This window comes from Aestuariibacter sp. GS-14 (assembly GCF_006494365.1).
In the GTDB taxonomy this organism is placed as follows: domain Bacteria; phylum Pseudomonadota; class Gammaproteobacteria; order Enterobacterales; family Alteromonadaceae; genus Alteromonas; species Alteromonas mangrovi.
Genome location: NZ_VHIP01000005.1, coordinates 19,500 through 36,325, shown reverse-complemented (window position 1 = coordinate 36,325; position 16,826 = coordinate 19,500). Strand labels below are relative to the sequence as shown.

Here is a 16,826-nt window from a genome sequence, read left to right as displayed (position 1 = left end):
GGCAGAATAGAATGGGTTTGAAAATTCATTGTGAGTAAAAGGATTTAAGGATGATTGCCAGGCGGCTCAGGCATACGTTGTATATCACAGCTATGGTGTTTTGCTGTGCAGTTACAGCACAGAGTGACCAAACCCTGTATCTGGCCATGGCAGAAGACTGGAAGCCTTATGTTTATCTGGATGCCAACGGCAAAGCAGCGGGTGACGACTTTTCTTTGCTTCAACGCACACTAACCAGTATGCAATACGATTTAATGGCGGTTGACCTCCCGGAGCAACGGTTAGGGCGGGATATATTCCGTGGTCACGTAGATGTGACGTTGGGGGCCGTTTCTACCCCCGAGCGACGCGAGCAAAATTATTTTTCTATTCCCTATCGCCTGGAAACTATCGTATTTGCCTACCGTAAGTCATTGCATCCCGATTGGCAGGATAAGGGGCTTGAACAGATCCTGCAGCAGCAAGAACTCATTGCAGTAAACAATAGCGGTTGGTTCGGCGATTGGTTCAGATACCATATTCAGGAGACCTATCCGACCCAGTTGATTCATGCTGAAGGTACGCTCAGGCGAATGCAACTGCTCAAAATGGGCCGGGTATCGGCAGTGATTGGCGACATCCGTGTTTTACAGGAGGCGGCCAGGGAACTGGAAATCACCGATTTACAAACCGGCGCAGCCATCATCAATCAAACACCGGTGCATTTTATGTTTAGCCGCTTGCGTGTCGATGCTGACTTTATGAAGCGATTTAATCAGGCTTTAAAGCAACAACTGGATGCTAATGTAAAACTTCCGTAAAGGTTTGAATAAACCGCCACTTTCGCTGCCAAACTGGCTCAGGCTTTAAGTGGAGAGCATTATTGTGGACCGTCAACCACCATTCAATTCAAATCAAATTACGCAGCGCAGAAAGGTTATCCGAACCCTGTTGGGCGCCGCCATGGCAACACCGGTATTATCCCTGATTGGGTGCGGTGGAGCGAGTACATCAACTGCGTCAACTTCAGCGTCGGCAGCGACTTCAACTGGCTCCACGGGCAGTAGTGGCGGCACCACGTCGGGAAGCGGTACTAAGAGTAGCGGTGTAACTACCACTACCGATTGGCTAAGTGGCGGCACCTCATCTATGACCGAGAATTTTCCGGATGACAGCTTATTTGAGAGTAGCAGTACCTGTTCGGTTGAACTCACTCAGACCTTAACCGAAGGGCCGTGCTACTTCGACAGTGAGTACCGGGACGATATTTCCGAAGGCCAAACCGGCTTGCCAATGATGCTGTGCCTGCAACTGGTAGATGCTAATTGTAATCCATTGTCGGGCTATGAAATTGAAGTATGGCATTGTGACGTGGAAGGTATTTACTCAGGTGATACCAGCGACAGCAGTGATGCAAATGGATTCAGCTCGTCCTTTTGTACCGGCAACGACCGCGACGCCCTGGCTGCCAAATGGTTCCGAGGAATTCAGGTAACCGACAGTGCAGGGCGGGTTAATTTTTCGTCGTGCTTCCCTGGCTGGTATTCGAGCCGGGTGATCCATATTCATTTCAGGGTGAAAAGCAACAACAACGATGAAGTGGTATCACAGTTTGCGTTTAGTGATGATTTTGTCGATGCGATTTGTACATCTCATACAGACTATTCATCACGAGGCGAGCCAGACACACACTTGTCGGGCGATACGGTGTTCCGCAGCAGTGACGAAGCCTATTTGTTTGACCTTCAGCAGAATGCCGACGGTTCCCTACTGGCCTACAAACGCATTGTTATTAGTTAATTAACCAGCGGGCTAATCAGCTCTCTACGCTGACTAGCTCGCCATTTAACACCGCAACACAGTGGCCATTGTCGTGTTGCATAATCCAGTAGGCCGCAGTGTCGGGTTGCAACCAGTGGTGTGTTAACGCTTCAGGCACGCAAAGAACGGGTAAGCCCGATTGGTTGTTCAGGTAATGCTGATCACCAATAAAGTACCCAATTCCCGCCGACAGTTTGTTCAGATAATCCTGCCTGGTTAAGGTTAACGGGGCCACTAATGCTTCTCCAACCAGAGGCAGTACCTTCATCCCCGAAGTGTTGGGGTTATAAAAAGCCTGTTGCACCGATAAATCGCCAATGTGTTTAATACTGGCTCTGCCTGTCTTACGGCAGATATTCACGCTGATATCGGCATGGAAGTGTTCGTTAAAACATGTCATTGCAAGCTGTTGGAATTTGATATCTACCAGGCCGTCTTCGACATTGTCGGGAATGCTGTAGTAGTCTGCCAGCGATTTCGCCATAAACTGATTGCTGAGCAGTGCCTCCAGGGCGGTTTGTAATGCAATCACGTTCATTTTTCTGGCCATCTGGCGATTGGGATCGCCCGGATAAGCGCCGGACTCAATTAAAATGGTGCTGGCGCCGGTTGCGGCAATGTTATCGCCAAATGAACGCAGAGAGTAAGTATCATCATAGCGTCCAATGTGGCGGGGTAACCAGTGTTTTATCGCGTCTGCCATACAGGCGATCAACTGCTTTGCACGCAGGCGTGGTGCGTCTACATGTTTATCTACATGGAACGCCGGGGCTAAAAAGGCAATGGTAGCGCTTTCGCCTTGGTTGCCTGCGGTGTAATAAGGGTTCTGGTCGTGCAGGTTAAACGCAATGTCGGGCTTTAGCAGGCTAACCTGCTCCCACAATATCCGGCCTTCCGGCGATTGCAGCGCTTTGGCGTCACGATTGATATCAATGCCCTGTGCGTTAACTCTGGTGCGTTGTTCAGCGCCGTCTGGATTGAGCATGGGAATAATGTGTAGCGTAACCAGCGACTGCCAGTTTGTGTCCAGTGAGGGCAATGGCTGGGTTAGCAAAATATGCAGCCAGTCCAACACGGCTGCGGTAGCAGTGGGTTCGTCTCCATGCATCTGAGTCCATGCTAGCAACACCAGCGGCCCCTCACCAACGGTCAAACGCGTAACCGGGGTACCTGAACACGCATGGCCTATTACCTGGTGCCGCACATTGGAGTGTTCCGTAAACTGTGTTATTAGCCCGGTAATGTCACTAAACCGTAAATGGGGTTTATTCAAACAGGCAAAGTGCTGCTCATCCCAGATTGACGCAATGGAATTGGCAGGCAGGTGTGGATGGGCAGTGTGCATAATTTACGGTAACCTATTTGGAATAATTTAAGGACGCCTTGCTCGCTACCCTTTATTTAAAGAGATTTTGATATTCGTAGCAACTAGTTTATATTTGAATAAAAAATTCATGTTGAAGGTTTTGCGTTGTACATTGCGATTGTGACGTTTGAACCTGAGAGTAGGAAATAATCTGCTATGTCTGCCTTTGTAAAAATCAAAGCCATTAAACATTCGTTGTCTTCAAGCGAAGCAAAACTGGCAACCTTTACCCTGGATTCACCCAATGCGGTGCGAGATTTGTCGTCGCAGGAACTGGCAAATGTGGTAGGTGTGAGTCAGTCCAGTGTTGTGAAGTTTGCACAGAAGCTGGGTTACAAAGGTTATCCTGCGTTTAAGCTGGCGGTTATTGATGCGCTTAATCGCGAAACGCCGAATACCCAGTTACACGGTAAAATTACGCTGAACGACGGCTTTGAACAGATGGCCGATAAACTGCTAAGCAGTAAGATCAGCGTGCTGAACGAAACCCGTAACCTCAATGAAATTGTTGAATTCGAAAAATCTGTAGAGATCATTAAAAATGCCAAACGGATTTTAATTTGCGGAGTAGGCGGCTCAGCGCTGGTCAGCAAGGACTTCTCATTCAAGCTACAAAAGCTGGGGATGGTGGCGATGGCTGAAGCCGATGGTCATATACAGTTAGCCATTGCTGCAACCTATAGTGAGGCTGACGTAGTTATTGCCATTTCTGAGTCTGGCACGACCCGGGAAATTGTGAATGTGGTGCAGCAGGCAAAAGCCAATCACGCAAAAGTGATTTCGATTACCAAATACGGCACAACTCCGGTGTCTGAATTGGCTGATGTGAAACTCTATTCCGTAGCCGAAGAGGCATCAGCGCGGCTTTCATCCATTCTGGCCAGAACGGCGCAGGAACTCATTATTGATATGCTGTTTATTGCGTTAACTCAGGCGTCGCGTCCTGGTCGTAAGCTACTGGAGAAAACCAATGAAGTGGTTTCGCAGTTCCGTCAGGGGACGCCGCCGGTAAACGGGGCCGGTTAGTATTTTCGCCTAATAATTTATAGGTCACACCGGTAGTCAGCATTGCTATTCAATGCTGATCACATGGGGCTACATTAAGATCAGGTAACCAAGCAGGCTGGTCACTAACAGTCCAAAAAACGCAGCCGCCACCTGAACCAGCCCATCGCGTTCCAATAAGCCAAGGCCCATTAAAATAATAAACAATGCGGGCGGCAGGTTTGTCAGTGGAATGGGGATCATGGTAGCCATACCAAATACCGTAATGGCGACACCGTTGATGCGATCAACGATGGGCGCTTCACAAAATTGCCAGCGAGGCCGGATATAGTACTCCAGTTTTACAATGCTGGGATGAAAAGTGTTCAGCGCCTTTTGAATTTGTACCGGGTTCAACTGGTAATGCATAACAGAGGCGGGCAGCCAGGCTCTGCGCATGCCCAGAATCATTTGTACGCCCAGAAATACAATCAACAACCCCGAAATAATCGAAATAATCGGCACGATATTAATTATCGCTAAAAATATCAGCAGGATACCGAAGGTACGGTCGCCAAATTGCGTTGCCAGGGTGCCCAGCGACAACGAGTGATCGGCCCCCTGACGGGCGATAGATAGCAGTATATCCGACGTCCTCGAGCGTTTTGCAGCTGGAACGTCAAAGAGATGGTGTGATTGACGACTCAAAGTAATAGGTACAAATAAAATTGAACCGCAATTATGCGGGCTTTATGGTTGCTAGTCCATGGTTAATCAATATTTACCTGCGGTGTGGTTACCGTTCCGCCAATGTGTTGGCCTCAGCCCGTTCTTCGTCGCTAAGTCTTATATAGAGTCTGTCCTGAAACCACTGATACCGGTTGTAGGTGTCATTGTCGTCACTAAGCGCCAATATCAGCTGGTTAAGTTCGGTTAATTCAACCAGGTTGGTTGCTGCATGTGATGGTGATACTGGGCGTGCGGATTGCCATTGGCATTCTCCACTTCCAATCGCATCCGGCTCACCGAAAAGTAAGCCAGATTTAAACCGGAAAATAGTGCTGATTGCACTAAATACAGCGCAATACCCAGCCAGATAACGGTATTCATTGATCTACTTTATCAGGTTGATCACGCATTGGTCGTGCTCATTGTCGGGAATTACCCGTAATGGCACTACATCACTCTTGCTGGTTATGATAGCGCTGGTATCTACACGGGTACACATACCGCGCATCGCACCCGTTACACAGAAGCTGCAAATTTGCACATACTGTTCCCCTACAAATGGCAAAGGAAACAGGGCCTGATAAATGCGATCCTGAGCAGAAAATTTCCCTAGTGATTCAGAAAGCTTCTGATCAGAAGCATCTACCATTGTGATATTGGCGCCGCAGCGACCGGCAATCGGCTTGCTCACATAGCCACTGGCGCTGAGGCTGTCGGTGATCTCAAACGTTGATTCAAGCAGATAGGGGCTATCGGGGTACAATTCCCACAACACGGTAAGCATGGCTTTGTTGCTGGGCAATAACGTCCATAATGGTTCGTGAACCATTACGTTGTCTTGCAGCAAAATATCAGACAATCGGGGTTGGCCAGAAGCGGGCGCGCTGGTGTCATTGAGGTCGGCCCGTAATTGGTCGAGCGCCGTTTCCCAGGCCCAGGTTTTCCATACACGGGTAATCGGACGGTCATTGGCGTCTACAACCTGCCCTGCATCGTTAAAATGCAGTCCTTTAAAACCCTGCTGAAGGTGCGTAACAATGCCGGCGGCTTCCATGGCTTCACACATATATCGGGCGTGATATGCTTCCTCTAAATCAGAATCGTACAGCACGTGAATATGCAGCGGTTCGCCGTTTTCGGTGACCTCCTCTACCAGTTCTGTCCAGGCAGTAACCAGCGAACCAAAAAGATCCTGACCGCTGTCAGCTCCCATTTCAACCCCGGCGACACGCGCCCATTTTCCCTGAATACGGCCTGCTTCCATATAACAGGAGGCGGAATCGGCGTTGTACTCGTATAACTTGAGTCCCCGCTCACTTAAGCAAAAATCGAAGCGGCCTGTCATCACTTCATTGCGCCGATTGTTCCAGCTTTGCTGTATTTTCGGCCAGATAACGTCAGGAATATTAAACGCGGGCCAGCAAGTAGGGTTTTGCAGTACGTAGTCAATGGCATGCATAAACTGACGGTGAAGCTCGGTTGTAGCCCGTTTTACGGCTTTTCTGGCTGTGTCCGACACAGAATAAAACTGATTGGGATCACTCTGCGCCACCATGGCATGACCTTCCATCATGTCTACATAGGCCTTTTCGGCCAGGTTGGCTTCGTTCAACCAATGATTGGCTGAAAACGCTTTTTTTATGCGATGGGCCAGCACCTGCATTCGCGAGGGAATAAAGGGTACCGAGGGTTCGGCAAATTCACTGTCCTGGGTTTGGATCATCCAACCCAGTACCGCTGTGCCGTGTTCGGGTTCTTTAATCCACACGCCACCTGATTCGTCGGTATACATTGGCAGGCTGCGAGCGTAATCAGCGCCTTCAGGCCAGGCCTGATAGGAAGCATTTTGTTCAGCTACATGCACACAGTCGTCATTTACCCTGACAATAATGGCAACATGGCCGGTCACCGCAAATTCACCGCCTTCTTCCCAAATAAGCAAGCAACCGGCTTGCGGCTTTTGCTTACTGCCGTTGCGAAATGCCTGTAGTGGCAGCGACGCTTTTTGCTGCACGTGAGTCAGGGTGCGCAAGGTGAAGATGTCGTAAGCCATGGCAACGTCATCAAATACACACCCGGTATTGATCAGTAACCAGCGACGCGCAAATTCCACACACTGCCATTTATAACCTGTGTAAATGCCATTGTGATAATGTTTGAAAGACTGACGATTGGGATGCTGTGTTTCATCCACTGTGTCGTAATCACTGCAATAGGCAGGCACATTGCCTGGTGCAATCCCCTGAACCATGCCAAAAGGAAGATCGGTGTTCGTGTGTTTCGCGGTCATAGTTAGCGTCCTAAGCCAGGGCAATGAGACCAGTGCGTATAATGTGGAGAGTCAATGGTAAAAATGCAAGTCACACTGGAACCTACCTGCAAAATAAAATGTCGTCCGCCCAGTGAAATGGTGTAATTAGTGTGTCGGGTAGAGCAGATAAGGTTTGCGCTGAACCAGAAAATGTTCAATACCCGATTGCCAGCTCAATCGAATGGACTTTTCACTCAGGCCCTGTTCCATTTGCGTACGCAATACGTCGGTGCCTGCCAGCAAATCAAAAAAACGCGGGCGGTCTATGAAGGTATGGTCTGTAGCGGCGAAAGCGTCTCTTGCTTTAATTAATAACGATAAATCAAATCCTTTAACGGTGCTTGAACGCAAGTCTAATCCCCGTAACGCTTCTCCCATGAGTTTGGGGTTCGGTGCACTGTTTGGCATGGACACCGGCGTAAATTCAAAGTTTCCTGGCTGAATAACCGGATGCCCGAGCACCTGAAATGGCCAGGGCGTGCCGCGCCCAATGCTCATGGAGGTGGCTTCAAACAAACACAGCGAGGGGTACAATTGAATTGCCTGGTCGTTGGGTAAGTTTGGGCTGGGCGGTACGGGCAGTGAATAGTGATTAGTTTTGCGGTAACGGAATACCGGTATGACGGTTAACGACAGCGAATTCGCCTGATTTATCCACTGTTCACCGCGGATCATTAATGCCAGCTCACCTACTGTCATGCCGTGGAGTAACGGAATCGGATGCATGCCTACAAACGACTTAAAAGCGGGTTCCAATACCGGGCCATCAACAAATCGACCATTTGGATTGGGACGGTCCAGCACCATAATGGCAATGCCTTGTTCGGCAGCGGCCTCCATCACATAGTGCAGGGTACTGATATAAGTGTAAAAGCGCGCACCAACGTCCTGAATATCAAACACCAGTACGTCAATGCCGGCTAGCATGTCAGGGGTTGGCTTCTTCGTTTTACCGTATAACGAGCGAATCGGCAGGCCCGTTTGGATATCGATACCATCGCTAATGGTTTCACCGGCTCCAGCATCACCCCTGAAGCCGTGCTCTGGCGCGAACACCGATTTGACATTGATGTGTTGCGACAACAAATAATCAACCAGATGCTGTTCCCTAACCCGGCTGGTTTGATTAACAACCAGTCCCACCTGTTTGTCTTTTAATAATGGCAGATAAATGGCGGATTGCTCAGCGCCTACCACCAACGCCTTTGCCTGAAAGCTCACAATCAGCCAGCAAACTAACAAACAGACACTGCGTATTAAGCCCGTCATGCGCTTATCCTTGGGTATAGGGCTAAGATTGCGATTGTACGGCTTGTCTTAGGAAGCCATTGTTCTGAGTTAAAATGGTTTCTGCCTCAACGGCGCCCAAACCCGTTAATATCATAAGAATAGCGAGTTTGGCGTGGTTGTTTGCCGCGATCAGTGCTTCGCTGGCTACCTGCTCATTGCAGTCGGTAGCTTGCATTACAATGCGGATGGCTCTGGCTTTGAGTTTTTGGTTAGTTGCATTGACATCCACCATCAGGTTTTCGTAGGTTTTACCCAGTCGAATCATGCTGGCGGTACTCAGCATATTTAATATCAGCTTTTGCGCGGTACCTGATTTCATCCGCGTTGAACCGGTAATACATTCCGGACCAACAACAGGGCAGATGCCAATTTGCGCGCATTCCATCATGGGTGAACCAGGATTACAGGTAACCGTAACGGTAACGGCGCCTAATTTGTTGGCGTGTTCAAGTGCGCCGATCGCATAGGGGGTCCGTCCACTGGCAGACAGGGCAACCAGTACATCCTTGCTGTTAAACTGGATAGTTTCCAGATCCAACACGCCCTGTGCAGTGTTATCTTCTGCACCTTCAATGGCTTGCTTAATAGCGCTGTCGCCACCGGCAATAATGCCAATCACTACAGATTCAGACACACTAAATGTGGGGCGGCACTCTACTGCATCCAGAATGCCGAGTCTGCCGCTGGTGCCTGCACCAAGATACACCAGGCGACCACCATTCTGGAGGCGGGGCACGATGGCATCAACTGCTTTTGCAATATGCGGAATGGTTTTGCGAACCGCATCCGCGACACCCGCATCTTCCTGATTAATTTTTTCAAGTATCGAAATGGTGGGTAACAGGTCAATATCCATGGTGTTTGGATTGCGACCTTCAGAGACAATCTTGTTGAGTTGTTCCAGTAGCGTTGCTGAGTTTTTATTAGTCATGAGCATAATTATTAACGCTTGATTGCGCCTGTCCGAAACATAAAATACCGTTCGTACGTGTCATTGTACGCTGGCCTCCTGCCATGTTTTGCCAGACGGTCTTCCGACCGCACACACTACACCGGCAATCAGTGTGCCTATTACCAGTTGCCACGTAAATCCCAGCGAGAAACGCATAGATTCAGGCAAATACCATTCCATTATATAAGGTTGTAGCAGCAGAGGGATGATAAAACCAATAATCAGAGCGGTTAATACTGAGGCAGGACTTCCACGCTGGGTAAACAGCGTAACAAAGTACACGCCAAGTAATCCGCTGTAAGAGAAAACCATCACCCCAAGCGCAAACTGCAACAGTGGCGTATCTGAATACTGTTGCCAGTAATAGCACAAACACGCCATAAGCGCTAATGCCAACGCCACTATCGCCATTGCTACCCGGCCTGCGCTAACAAAGTGCTCTTCTGCACAAGAATCGTGCTGCTTTAATTTCCAGGGCCGGTACAAATCCTGAATCAATACACTCGACATGGAATTGAGCCCGGAATTGAGAGTAGAAAGCGCCGCAGCAAGTATTCCAATGGTAACCAGCCCTTTTAGCCCAGCTGGTAAATCGGTGAGCACATAATACATAAAAATAGTCACCTGTTCGCCAGCGAATTCAGGTACTGGCGCACCCGAGCCGGTACTCATTATGTCAGGTCGCTGATAGTAGATATACAACAACAAGCCAATAATGATGAATAGCAGCATAACCGGGATCACCATAACTACCGAAAGCAGCATCGCCCGTGCTCCTTCCTGGGCATTTTTGCAGGTGAGTACCCGCTGCGTCATGTCCTGATCCAGGCCAAAGGCGGCAATGTTCAGCAGAACAAAACCAGTGAATACCGACAACAAGGTGAATACGCCACCAGGGCCAATATCCAGTCGTGTGTCAAAAAGTAGTAGTTTAGACTGACCATCGCTGGGATGCTGAAGGGCCTCGAGCACCGTGCTGAAATCGGCGGGTATCGCCAGCCATAGCGCAACAATAACCGCAATTGCAGCGCTCACATAGGTAATAGCCTGCATGACATCGCTGTAGATAACGGTGCGAATGCCCCCGTAAATACTATACACCAGGCCGATAACACTAATGATTAGGGTGGCTGATATCACACTGGAGGCATTTATATTGCCAAAGATAATCATCGCCACGGCCAGTGCTGCCATGTAGAGCCTGGCACCGCTTGCGAATACACGGCCGAATAAATACATCAGCCCGGCTTGTTGTTTCGCGGGCTCACCGAATCGATTTTCCAGTAGTTCGTAAACGGTAAAGGCCTTTAGGGCGTAAAAGCGCGGGATTAAAAAGCGGGCAACGAAAAACGCGGCAATAAAAGCCCCGATGTTAGTGGCTAAATACGTCAGATCTCCGCGGTATCCCTGGTCGGGGCCGCCCAAAAACGTCGCAGCAGACTGCGAGGTGGCAAGTACCGATATGGCAACCATCCAAACCGGCATAACGTGCCCACCCAGAAAATAATCGCTGGTTGTGGTGGTTTTTCGATTAAAATACCAACCGCTTACGGCAAGTAATAATCCGTATAGGATAAAGAGCAACAGATCGATACTGGTATATTGGGTTAGCATGTATCCACTTTATCGCTATTGGCTGGCTGAGTTATGATGCTGTAAACAGCGTTAACTGCATCATTGTTATGTTACTGCTTTGCAATAATATCAGTGATTATTACGTACAGTCTCAGTCTAGAATATATTATTCTGTGAACATTTCAAATTAAGAATTTATTAATTAATGCAGTCAGTGTATTGTATGATTTGCGTTCGTTAAAGAGAGTCAGTTAGTTGAGCAGACAAACCCGCGCCATAATTCATCCTAAGGCGCTACAGGCTAATTTTTCCAGGCTTCAGCCATCGTTGCCTTCTCGGGCTATTGCGGTTATTAAAGCTGATGCGTATGGGCATGGTGCGGTTAACGTTGCAAGTGCATTACGCGATCGCTGTGAGTGCTTTGCTGTGGCGATATGTGATGAGGTTCACCCGTTGCGGGAGGCCGGTATCACACAACCGGTTGTTGTGTTGGAAGGACCGCATGACAAGCAGGACTGTGTAGTGGCCAAATCCAGCAATTGTATTCTGGTTGTACACAACCAGGTGCAACTGGAATGGCTATCTGAGTTACCCCCCCAACACAGACCTGTCATTTGGCTCAAGGTTGATTCCGGAATGCACCGTTTAGGATTTTCCGTGCAGGAAGCAGCCAGAGTGCTGGCCGAAAATTCCTGGTTAACTGAGCAGCCCTGTGTGCTGGTCACGCATTTTGCGTGTGCTGATGAACCGGATAATCCGTTTAATGCGCACCAAATTGAGCAGTTTAATCAGATCGCAGTGAATTCCGGTTTGCCGGTGTGTATGGCTAATTCCGCTGCAACCCTTGCGCATCCTGAAACCAGTGGCGCATGGTGTCGGCTTGGAATAGGCATGTACGGTGCGTCACCATTGGCTAACGAAACGGCCAAAGCACTGTCGCTGGAAGCTGCCATGACACTTCAGGCTGAAGTGATTGGTTTGCACAGGATAAAAAAAGGCGAATCGGTGGGTTACAGCCAGACCTGGGTTGCCGACAGAGACAGCGTGATTGCAACCGTAGGCATTGGCTATGCTGACGGTTACCCACGCCACTGCCCAAGCGGTACGCCGGTCATTGTGAACGGACAGCGAGCAGCCCTGGCCGGCAGGGTTTCCATGGACATGATCACGGTAGATGTAACCGATATTCCAGAGGTGTCATTGCAGGACAAAGTGGAATTATGGGGGCGTCAGTTGCCGGTTGACGAAGTGGCCGCCTGGGCGGGCACAATCAGTTATGAACTGACTACCCGGGTATCTACCCGTGTACCCAGAGTACTGGAACAAATTAGCGAAGGCGCATAGTAACCATGTCCGCAATCCCCATGGACGTACAACACATAATTGTGGCGGGTTTGATCGCCAGCACATGTGCAAGCCTGGGGACGGCCGTAGGCAGTGTTGGGGTGTTCTTTATACAAACGCTGTCAAGACGCCTGGAAGACGGGTTGCTGAGCCTGGCAGCAGGAATCATGCTAGCAGCGACGTTTTTTTCGTTGTTATTGCCTGCCATCGAGTACGGCAGTGAACAGTACGCCAGCGAAATGGCGGGGGCTCTGATAGCTGGTGCAGGTGTGCTCAGTGGAGCGTTGTTGCTGTTTTTTATTCACCAGGCTGTGCCACACGAGCATTTCGTGACCGGTCGGGAAGGGGCTGAAGGAAAAAAATTAGCAAGAATATGGCTGTTTGTGATTGCCATTACATTGCATAATTTTCCGGAAGGACTGGCAGTGGGCGTGGGGTTTGCGGGTGGCGAAATAACGAATGGCCTGTCGCTGGCCGTGGGTATCGGTATTCAGAATATACCCGAAGGGTTGGCGGTTTCCGTAGCCCTGATGTCAGTTGGTTACAGCCGAATCCAATCGGCCGCAATTGGCGTGGCAAGTGGATTGGTTGAACCAGTTGGCGGGTTAATAGGTGCAATCGCAGTAAGTAGCACCGCGAGTGTCATGCCCTGGGCGCTGGCACTTTCGGCAGGGGCAATGTTATTCATTATCTCCGATGAAATCATTCCGGAGACGCACCAGAATGGCAATCAAAACGTGGCGACGTTTAGTCTTATTATAGGGTTCGTTGCAATGATGTTTTTAGATATCGTGTTGGGTTAACGACATGACAAATAGTAAACAACGGTATTGGGTTGGGATTGACGGTGGCGGCACCAAGTGCCGGGCTGTGCTTTTTAGTGAGCAGGGCGATGCGTTGGCTGAAGGACTCGGTGGTCCGGCAAACATTGCCAGGTATAAGGCGCTTGCGCTTGACGCCATGCTGGATGCAGTAAAAGCGGCCGTTGCTCAGGCTGGGCTGGAATTTGATGAAGTGAGTACATCTTCAACAGTATGTGCAGGACTTGCGGGTGCATTTTTGCCGTCGTCACGACAATTGCTTTCGCAGTGGCAGCATCCGTTTGGCAACTTTGTGTTTACGTCTGATCTGCAAATTGCATTATTAGGCGCCCATGGCGGTCAGGACGGTGCCGTTATGATCGCGGGTACGGGTTCTTGTGCTGCTACTCTGTGTAAGGTCAACGGAGACTTTCGCGTAAAGCAAGTGGGGGGATACGGTTTCCAGTTAGGCGATCAGGCCAGCGGAGCCTGGCTCGGCAGACAGGCAGTGCAGCAAGCGCTGTTGCACGCCGACGCTATTGTTGAAGCACCTGGAATATACACTTTGGTAACGGGATTTTATCAGTGTCAGTCTGCTACCGATATTGTTGACCGTTTAAATCAGGGGCAACCCGGTGAGTTTGCGCAACTGGCGCCGGGGCTGTTTGCGCTTGCAAAACACGATGAACAAGCCAGGCAACTCCTACAAAGCGGTGCAGAATACCTGAATGCCCTTGCAAAAAGTGCGTTGACCGATGCGTCGCTGAAACTGGTTTTTCTGGGCGGTTTGGCTGAAAAATGGACGCCATTGCTCAATACAGACATACAGAAGCGACTGATTCAGCCGCTGCACTCTGCAGAATGGGGAGCGATGTTTTACGCGAGAACGTTACAAGCGTCCCAATCTACTGTGTGCGCTGATCAGGACGCGCTGGTTAAATAACCCGAGCCAGATTCCTGAGCCACATTGCCTGGCAATTAACTGTTTTGCGGATGTAAGTGGTCTACTTCGGTAGTGTTGGGTTGTGCTGGCTGCTCGGCAGGCTTGGCGACTTGTGGCAAGGTATAACGTTCTGGGCGGTGGTTAAGCGAGATCACCATGTTCAGGCAAAACGCTGCCAGAATCGAAATAAGTACCAGGTGCGTGTCGATAAACAAAAAAGACACGCTCAGAATGACCGAGTCGGCACAAAGCTGAAAGGTACCGGCACGAATGTTAAACCGGCTTTGTAAGTAAAACGCCAGAATGCCCAGGCCGCCTAAACTGGAACTATGGCGAAACATAATCAGCATACCTACACCAATTAAAATGCCTCCGAAAATAGCGGCAAAAAATGGGTCGATCATAGACAGGTTAACAAAACGGGGAACCCACTCTGAAAATAACGAAACTGTGGTAACCGAAATAAACGTATTGATCATGAACCGCTTGCTGATTTGATGCCACGCTAAATAATAAAACGGCAGATTAACCAGGAAGAACAACACGCCAAATTCAACTGGAAAAGCATAGGTACCCAGCAGTGCTAATCCCGCAGCACCGCCTACCATGAGTTCCTGAGACTGGAACAGGAAAATACCAAACGCGACAAATAATCCCGCGCAAAGTAAAGCGAAAACATCTTCGAAAACACTGTGTGATGCGTTTTTCATAAGCCTTAAGCGTATAGTCAATAAAGATAACCAGGACCGGGTAATACACAAAGGAAAACAAGTCCTTGTAGTGAGCGTGTGTATTATACTGCTGGTGCAGAGTGAATACACCGGGATGTCCCGACAGGCTGGTGGTGCTGTCGTTGGGCTGGTAAGGCAGCTTTACGTATTGTAGAAGCCGTGTAATGGCCGTGTAGTAAAATTGTGAATGACGGGCGCCCCGTCATTCCGTATCAGGTGTTTTGTTGCAGGTTGCCAGCAGGTAGCCAACGAGTGCATCCAGTGGCAGAGGTTTGCTCAGCAGGTATCCCTGAATACTGTCGCAGCCGATGTCTTTTAACACTGCACGCTGGTCGTCGTGATCGACGCCTTCGGCAAGCACTTTAAAGTCGAGCGCTTTACAAATATCAATCATTCCTTTGTACACTTTTCTGGCTTGCGTCGACGCGGCGAGTTCGCGAACAAAACTCATATCAATTTTTACCGTGTCTACCGGTAGTTTAGTCAGATAACTCAGCGAACTGTAGCCGGTGCCAAAATCGTCAATTGACAACGCAAACCCTGCTTCTTTCAAGGAGTTTAACAGTAGGATACAGTGGTCAAAATCACTGATGAACGCGCCTTCTGTTATTTCTAACTCAATATCGGACGTACTGATTTGCTGTTCGGTAATAATGTCGAGCAGCGCCTGAACAACATTGGGCCGCAAGAAATCATTGGCAGAAATGTTTATCGATATCATTCCTTCAAAGCCTTGCTTTCGCAAGGTGGGCAGATCTCTGGCGACCTGCTTAACCACAAAATCGGTCACTTTGCATATCAGTCCAGTGCGTTCTGCCAGCGGAATAAATTCCCCGGGGGATATCAAACCGTCGTTGGGGTGGCGCCAGCGGATCAACGCTTCCAGGCCACTGATGTGCATATTGTGCAGACTTTGCTTGGGCTGATACCAGATTTCCAGATCGGTTTCATCGTCAAGCGCCTGATTTAGCTGGGATTCAAGCAATACCTGGCGGATTATTTTCTGTTCGTGCTGCGGGTTAAACAATTTTTCCCGGGTAAGCGGATCGCTCTTCGCATGATTTAACGCTACATAGGCACATTCGAGCAACGATACAGGTTCGCCATTGGTATTAATATTCAGCGACATACCTATTGAAGGGGTAAGGAAAACCGCGCCTTTTTGTGTATTAAAGGGGGCTTCAAACTGGTCACCTATCCATTTCGATACGCCCCAAATCTCTTCGTGGCTGCTCATATTGGTAACCGCCAGGGCAAATTCATCGCCATGCAGTCTCACCAACTTAAACTTGTGGCTATTGTATCGTTCAAGACGGCGCGCAATTTCAAACAGAATGGAATCGCCGGTGGCATGGCCAACGGTATCGTTAATGTTGCTAAACCCGTCCAGCTCTACTAAGCAAATCCCGGTAATCGCATTGGGCGATGTTTGATACCAGATTTCTATCTGTCTCAAAAGGGCCACACGCAGGGGTAATTGTGTGACGTGATCTATTTTTTCCTGTTCCCGGTTAACGATGATCTCTATCAGGTTATCTTTTTGAATCAACGTAACACAGCGATGGCACAAGGGCACAACGCCGCGGGTGTTCTGATTGGAAGTGGCTTGCAGTTCGTTTTTGTGCTGAAGAAGAAACTCACATTCGTCTGGATAGATAACCGACCGACGCTGTAGCGACAGTAAGTAACTCTCCAGTTCGGCTACCTGACACTCAAAATACCAGATACCAGTGGAATCACTTTGCATGCCTGTTTCCTTTTGGGTTTGATGACCAATGGCAGTTGCCTTCTACCGCGCAAACTCCGCCTTACAGCCTGGCCGTTAAACGTGTGTATTCAATAATGATAATAAACCTTTGTTGAATATATACACGCAAAATTTTGCGCTTTTGTCTGAATATGACGCGATTTGGCAACAGGTAGGAACAGTTGTCGATGTGACTTTGTTATTGGTTTGTAAATTGTTTTGCGTTAATACAGTTAACTCGCGATAAAAATCCT

Annotated in this window: 15 protein-coding genes; 6 read left to right on the top strand and 9 right to left on the bottom strand. The window is 49.1% G+C overall.

Annotated elements, in window-relative coordinates; genetic code table 11:
* Positions 1 to 50 precede the first annotated feature (50 nt).
* Entirely contained in the window at positions 51 to 800 is a 750-nt protein-coding gene (locus FJ444_RS09775; protein ID WP_140958110.1) for an ABC transporter substrate-binding protein, read from the top strand.
* Between the two features lie 64 nt (positions 801 to 864).
* Complete coding sequence (locus FJ444_RS09770) at positions 865 to 1,779, top strand: intradiol ring-cleavage dioxygenase (protein ID WP_255439111.1); 915 nt, start codon at positions 865 to 867, stop codon at positions 1,777 to 1,779.
* 16 nt (positions 1,780 to 1,795) lie between these two features.
* Here the strand turns inward: FJ444_RS09770 and FJ444_RS09765 are convergent, their stop codons facing one another.
* On the bottom strand, positions 1,796 to 3,145 hold the full coding sequence (locus FJ444_RS09765) for a M14 family zinc carboxypeptidase (protein WP_140958109.1): 1,350 nt from the start codon (positions 3,143 to 3,145) through the stop codon (positions 1,796 to 1,798).
* A gap of 177 nt (positions 3,146 to 3,322) precedes the next feature.
* Between FJ444_RS09765 and FJ444_RS09760 the strand changes: the two genes are divergently transcribed.
* A complete protein-coding gene (locus FJ444_RS09760; RefSeq protein ID WP_140958108.1) occupies positions 3,323 to 4,192 on the top strand; it encodes a MurR/RpiR family transcriptional regulator in 870 nt (289 codons plus the stop codon).
* Between the two features lie 69 nt (positions 4,193 to 4,261).
* On the opposite strand, the gene FJ444_RS09755 is transcribed toward FJ444_RS09760, so the two are convergent.
* The 6 genes from FJ444_RS09755 to FJ444_RS09730 all read right to left on the bottom strand — a co-directional run bounded on the left by FJ444_RS09755 (position 4,262) and on the right by FJ444_RS09730 (position 11,046).
* Entirely contained in the window at positions 4,262 to 4,858 is a 597-nt protein-coding gene (locus tag FJ444_RS09755) for an exopolysaccharide biosynthesis protein (protein WP_255439110.1), read from the bottom strand.
* A gap of 225 nt (positions 4,859 to 5,083) precedes the next feature.
* On the bottom strand, positions 5,084 to 5,260 hold the full coding sequence (locus FJ444_RS09750) for a CNNM domain-containing protein (protein WP_140958107.1): 177 nt from the start codon (positions 5,258 to 5,260) through the stop codon (positions 5,084 to 5,086).
* 4 nt (positions 5,261 to 5,264) lie between these two features.
* Complete coding sequence (locus FJ444_RS09745) at positions 5,265 to 7,169, bottom strand: glutathionylspermidine synthase family protein (protein WP_140958106.1); 1,905 nt, start codon at positions 7,167 to 7,169, stop codon at positions 5,265 to 5,267.
* Between the two features lie 126 nt (positions 7,170 to 7,295).
* Positions 7,296 to 8,459 (bottom strand): exo-beta-N-acetylmuramidase NamZ domain-containing protein, encoded by a 1,164-nt coding sequence (locus FJ444_RS09740; protein WP_140958105.1) that lies wholly within the window; start codon positions 8,457 to 8,459, stop codon positions 7,296 to 7,298.
* A 22-nt stretch (positions 8,460 to 8,481) separates the two neighbouring features.
* Entirely contained in the window at positions 8,482 to 9,411 is a 930-nt protein-coding gene (gene murQ, locus FJ444_RS09735; protein WP_140958104.1) for an N-acetylmuramic acid 6-phosphate etherase, read from the bottom strand.
* Between the two features lie 60 nt (positions 9,412 to 9,471).
* The gene (locus FJ444_RS09730; RefSeq protein ID WP_140958103.1) at positions 9,472 to 11,046 is read right to left on the bottom strand and encodes a sodium:solute symporter; all 1,575 of its coding nucleotides are present in this window, start codon (positions 11,044 to 11,046) and stop codon (positions 9,472 to 9,474) included.
* A 216-nt stretch (positions 11,047 to 11,262) separates the two neighbouring features.
* Here FJ444_RS09730 and alr point away from each other — a divergent pair, with 216 nt between their 5' ends.
* From alr to FJ444_RS09715, 3 genes are read left to right on the top strand one after another with little or no spacing between them, the layout of a single operon-like run.
* Positions 11,263 to 12,351, top strand: a complete 1,089-nt coding sequence (gene alr / locus FJ444_RS09725) for an alanine racemase (protein ID WP_140958102.1) — start codon at positions 11,263 to 11,265, stop codon at positions 12,349 to 12,351.
* Between the two features lie 5 nt (positions 12,352 to 12,356).
* On the top strand, positions 12,357 to 13,154 hold the full coding sequence (locus FJ444_RS09720; RefSeq protein ID WP_219993890.1) for a ZIP family metal transporter: 798 nt from the start codon (positions 12,357 to 12,359) through the stop codon (positions 13,152 to 13,154).
* 4 nt (positions 13,155 to 13,158) lie between these two features.
* Positions 13,159 to 14,094, top strand: a complete 936-nt coding sequence (locus FJ444_RS09715) for a BadF/BadG/BcrA/BcrD ATPase family protein (protein ID WP_140958101.1) — start codon at positions 13,159 to 13,161, stop codon at positions 14,092 to 14,094.
* Positions 14,095 to 14,129: 35 nt separating this feature from the next.
* Here the strand turns inward: FJ444_RS09715 and FJ444_RS09710 are convergent, their stop codons facing one another.
* Positions 14,130 to 14,804, bottom strand: a complete 675-nt coding sequence (locus tag FJ444_RS09710; protein ID WP_140958100.1) for a YitT family protein — start codon at positions 14,802 to 14,804, stop codon at positions 14,130 to 14,132.
* Positions 14,805 to 15,027: 223 nt separating this feature from the next.
* Entirely contained in the window at positions 15,028 to 16,572 is a 1,545-nt protein-coding gene (locus tag FJ444_RS09705) for a bifunctional diguanylate cyclase/phosphodiesterase (RefSeq protein WP_140958099.1), read from the bottom strand.
* Between the last annotated feature and the right edge of the window lie 254 nt (positions 16,573 to 16,826).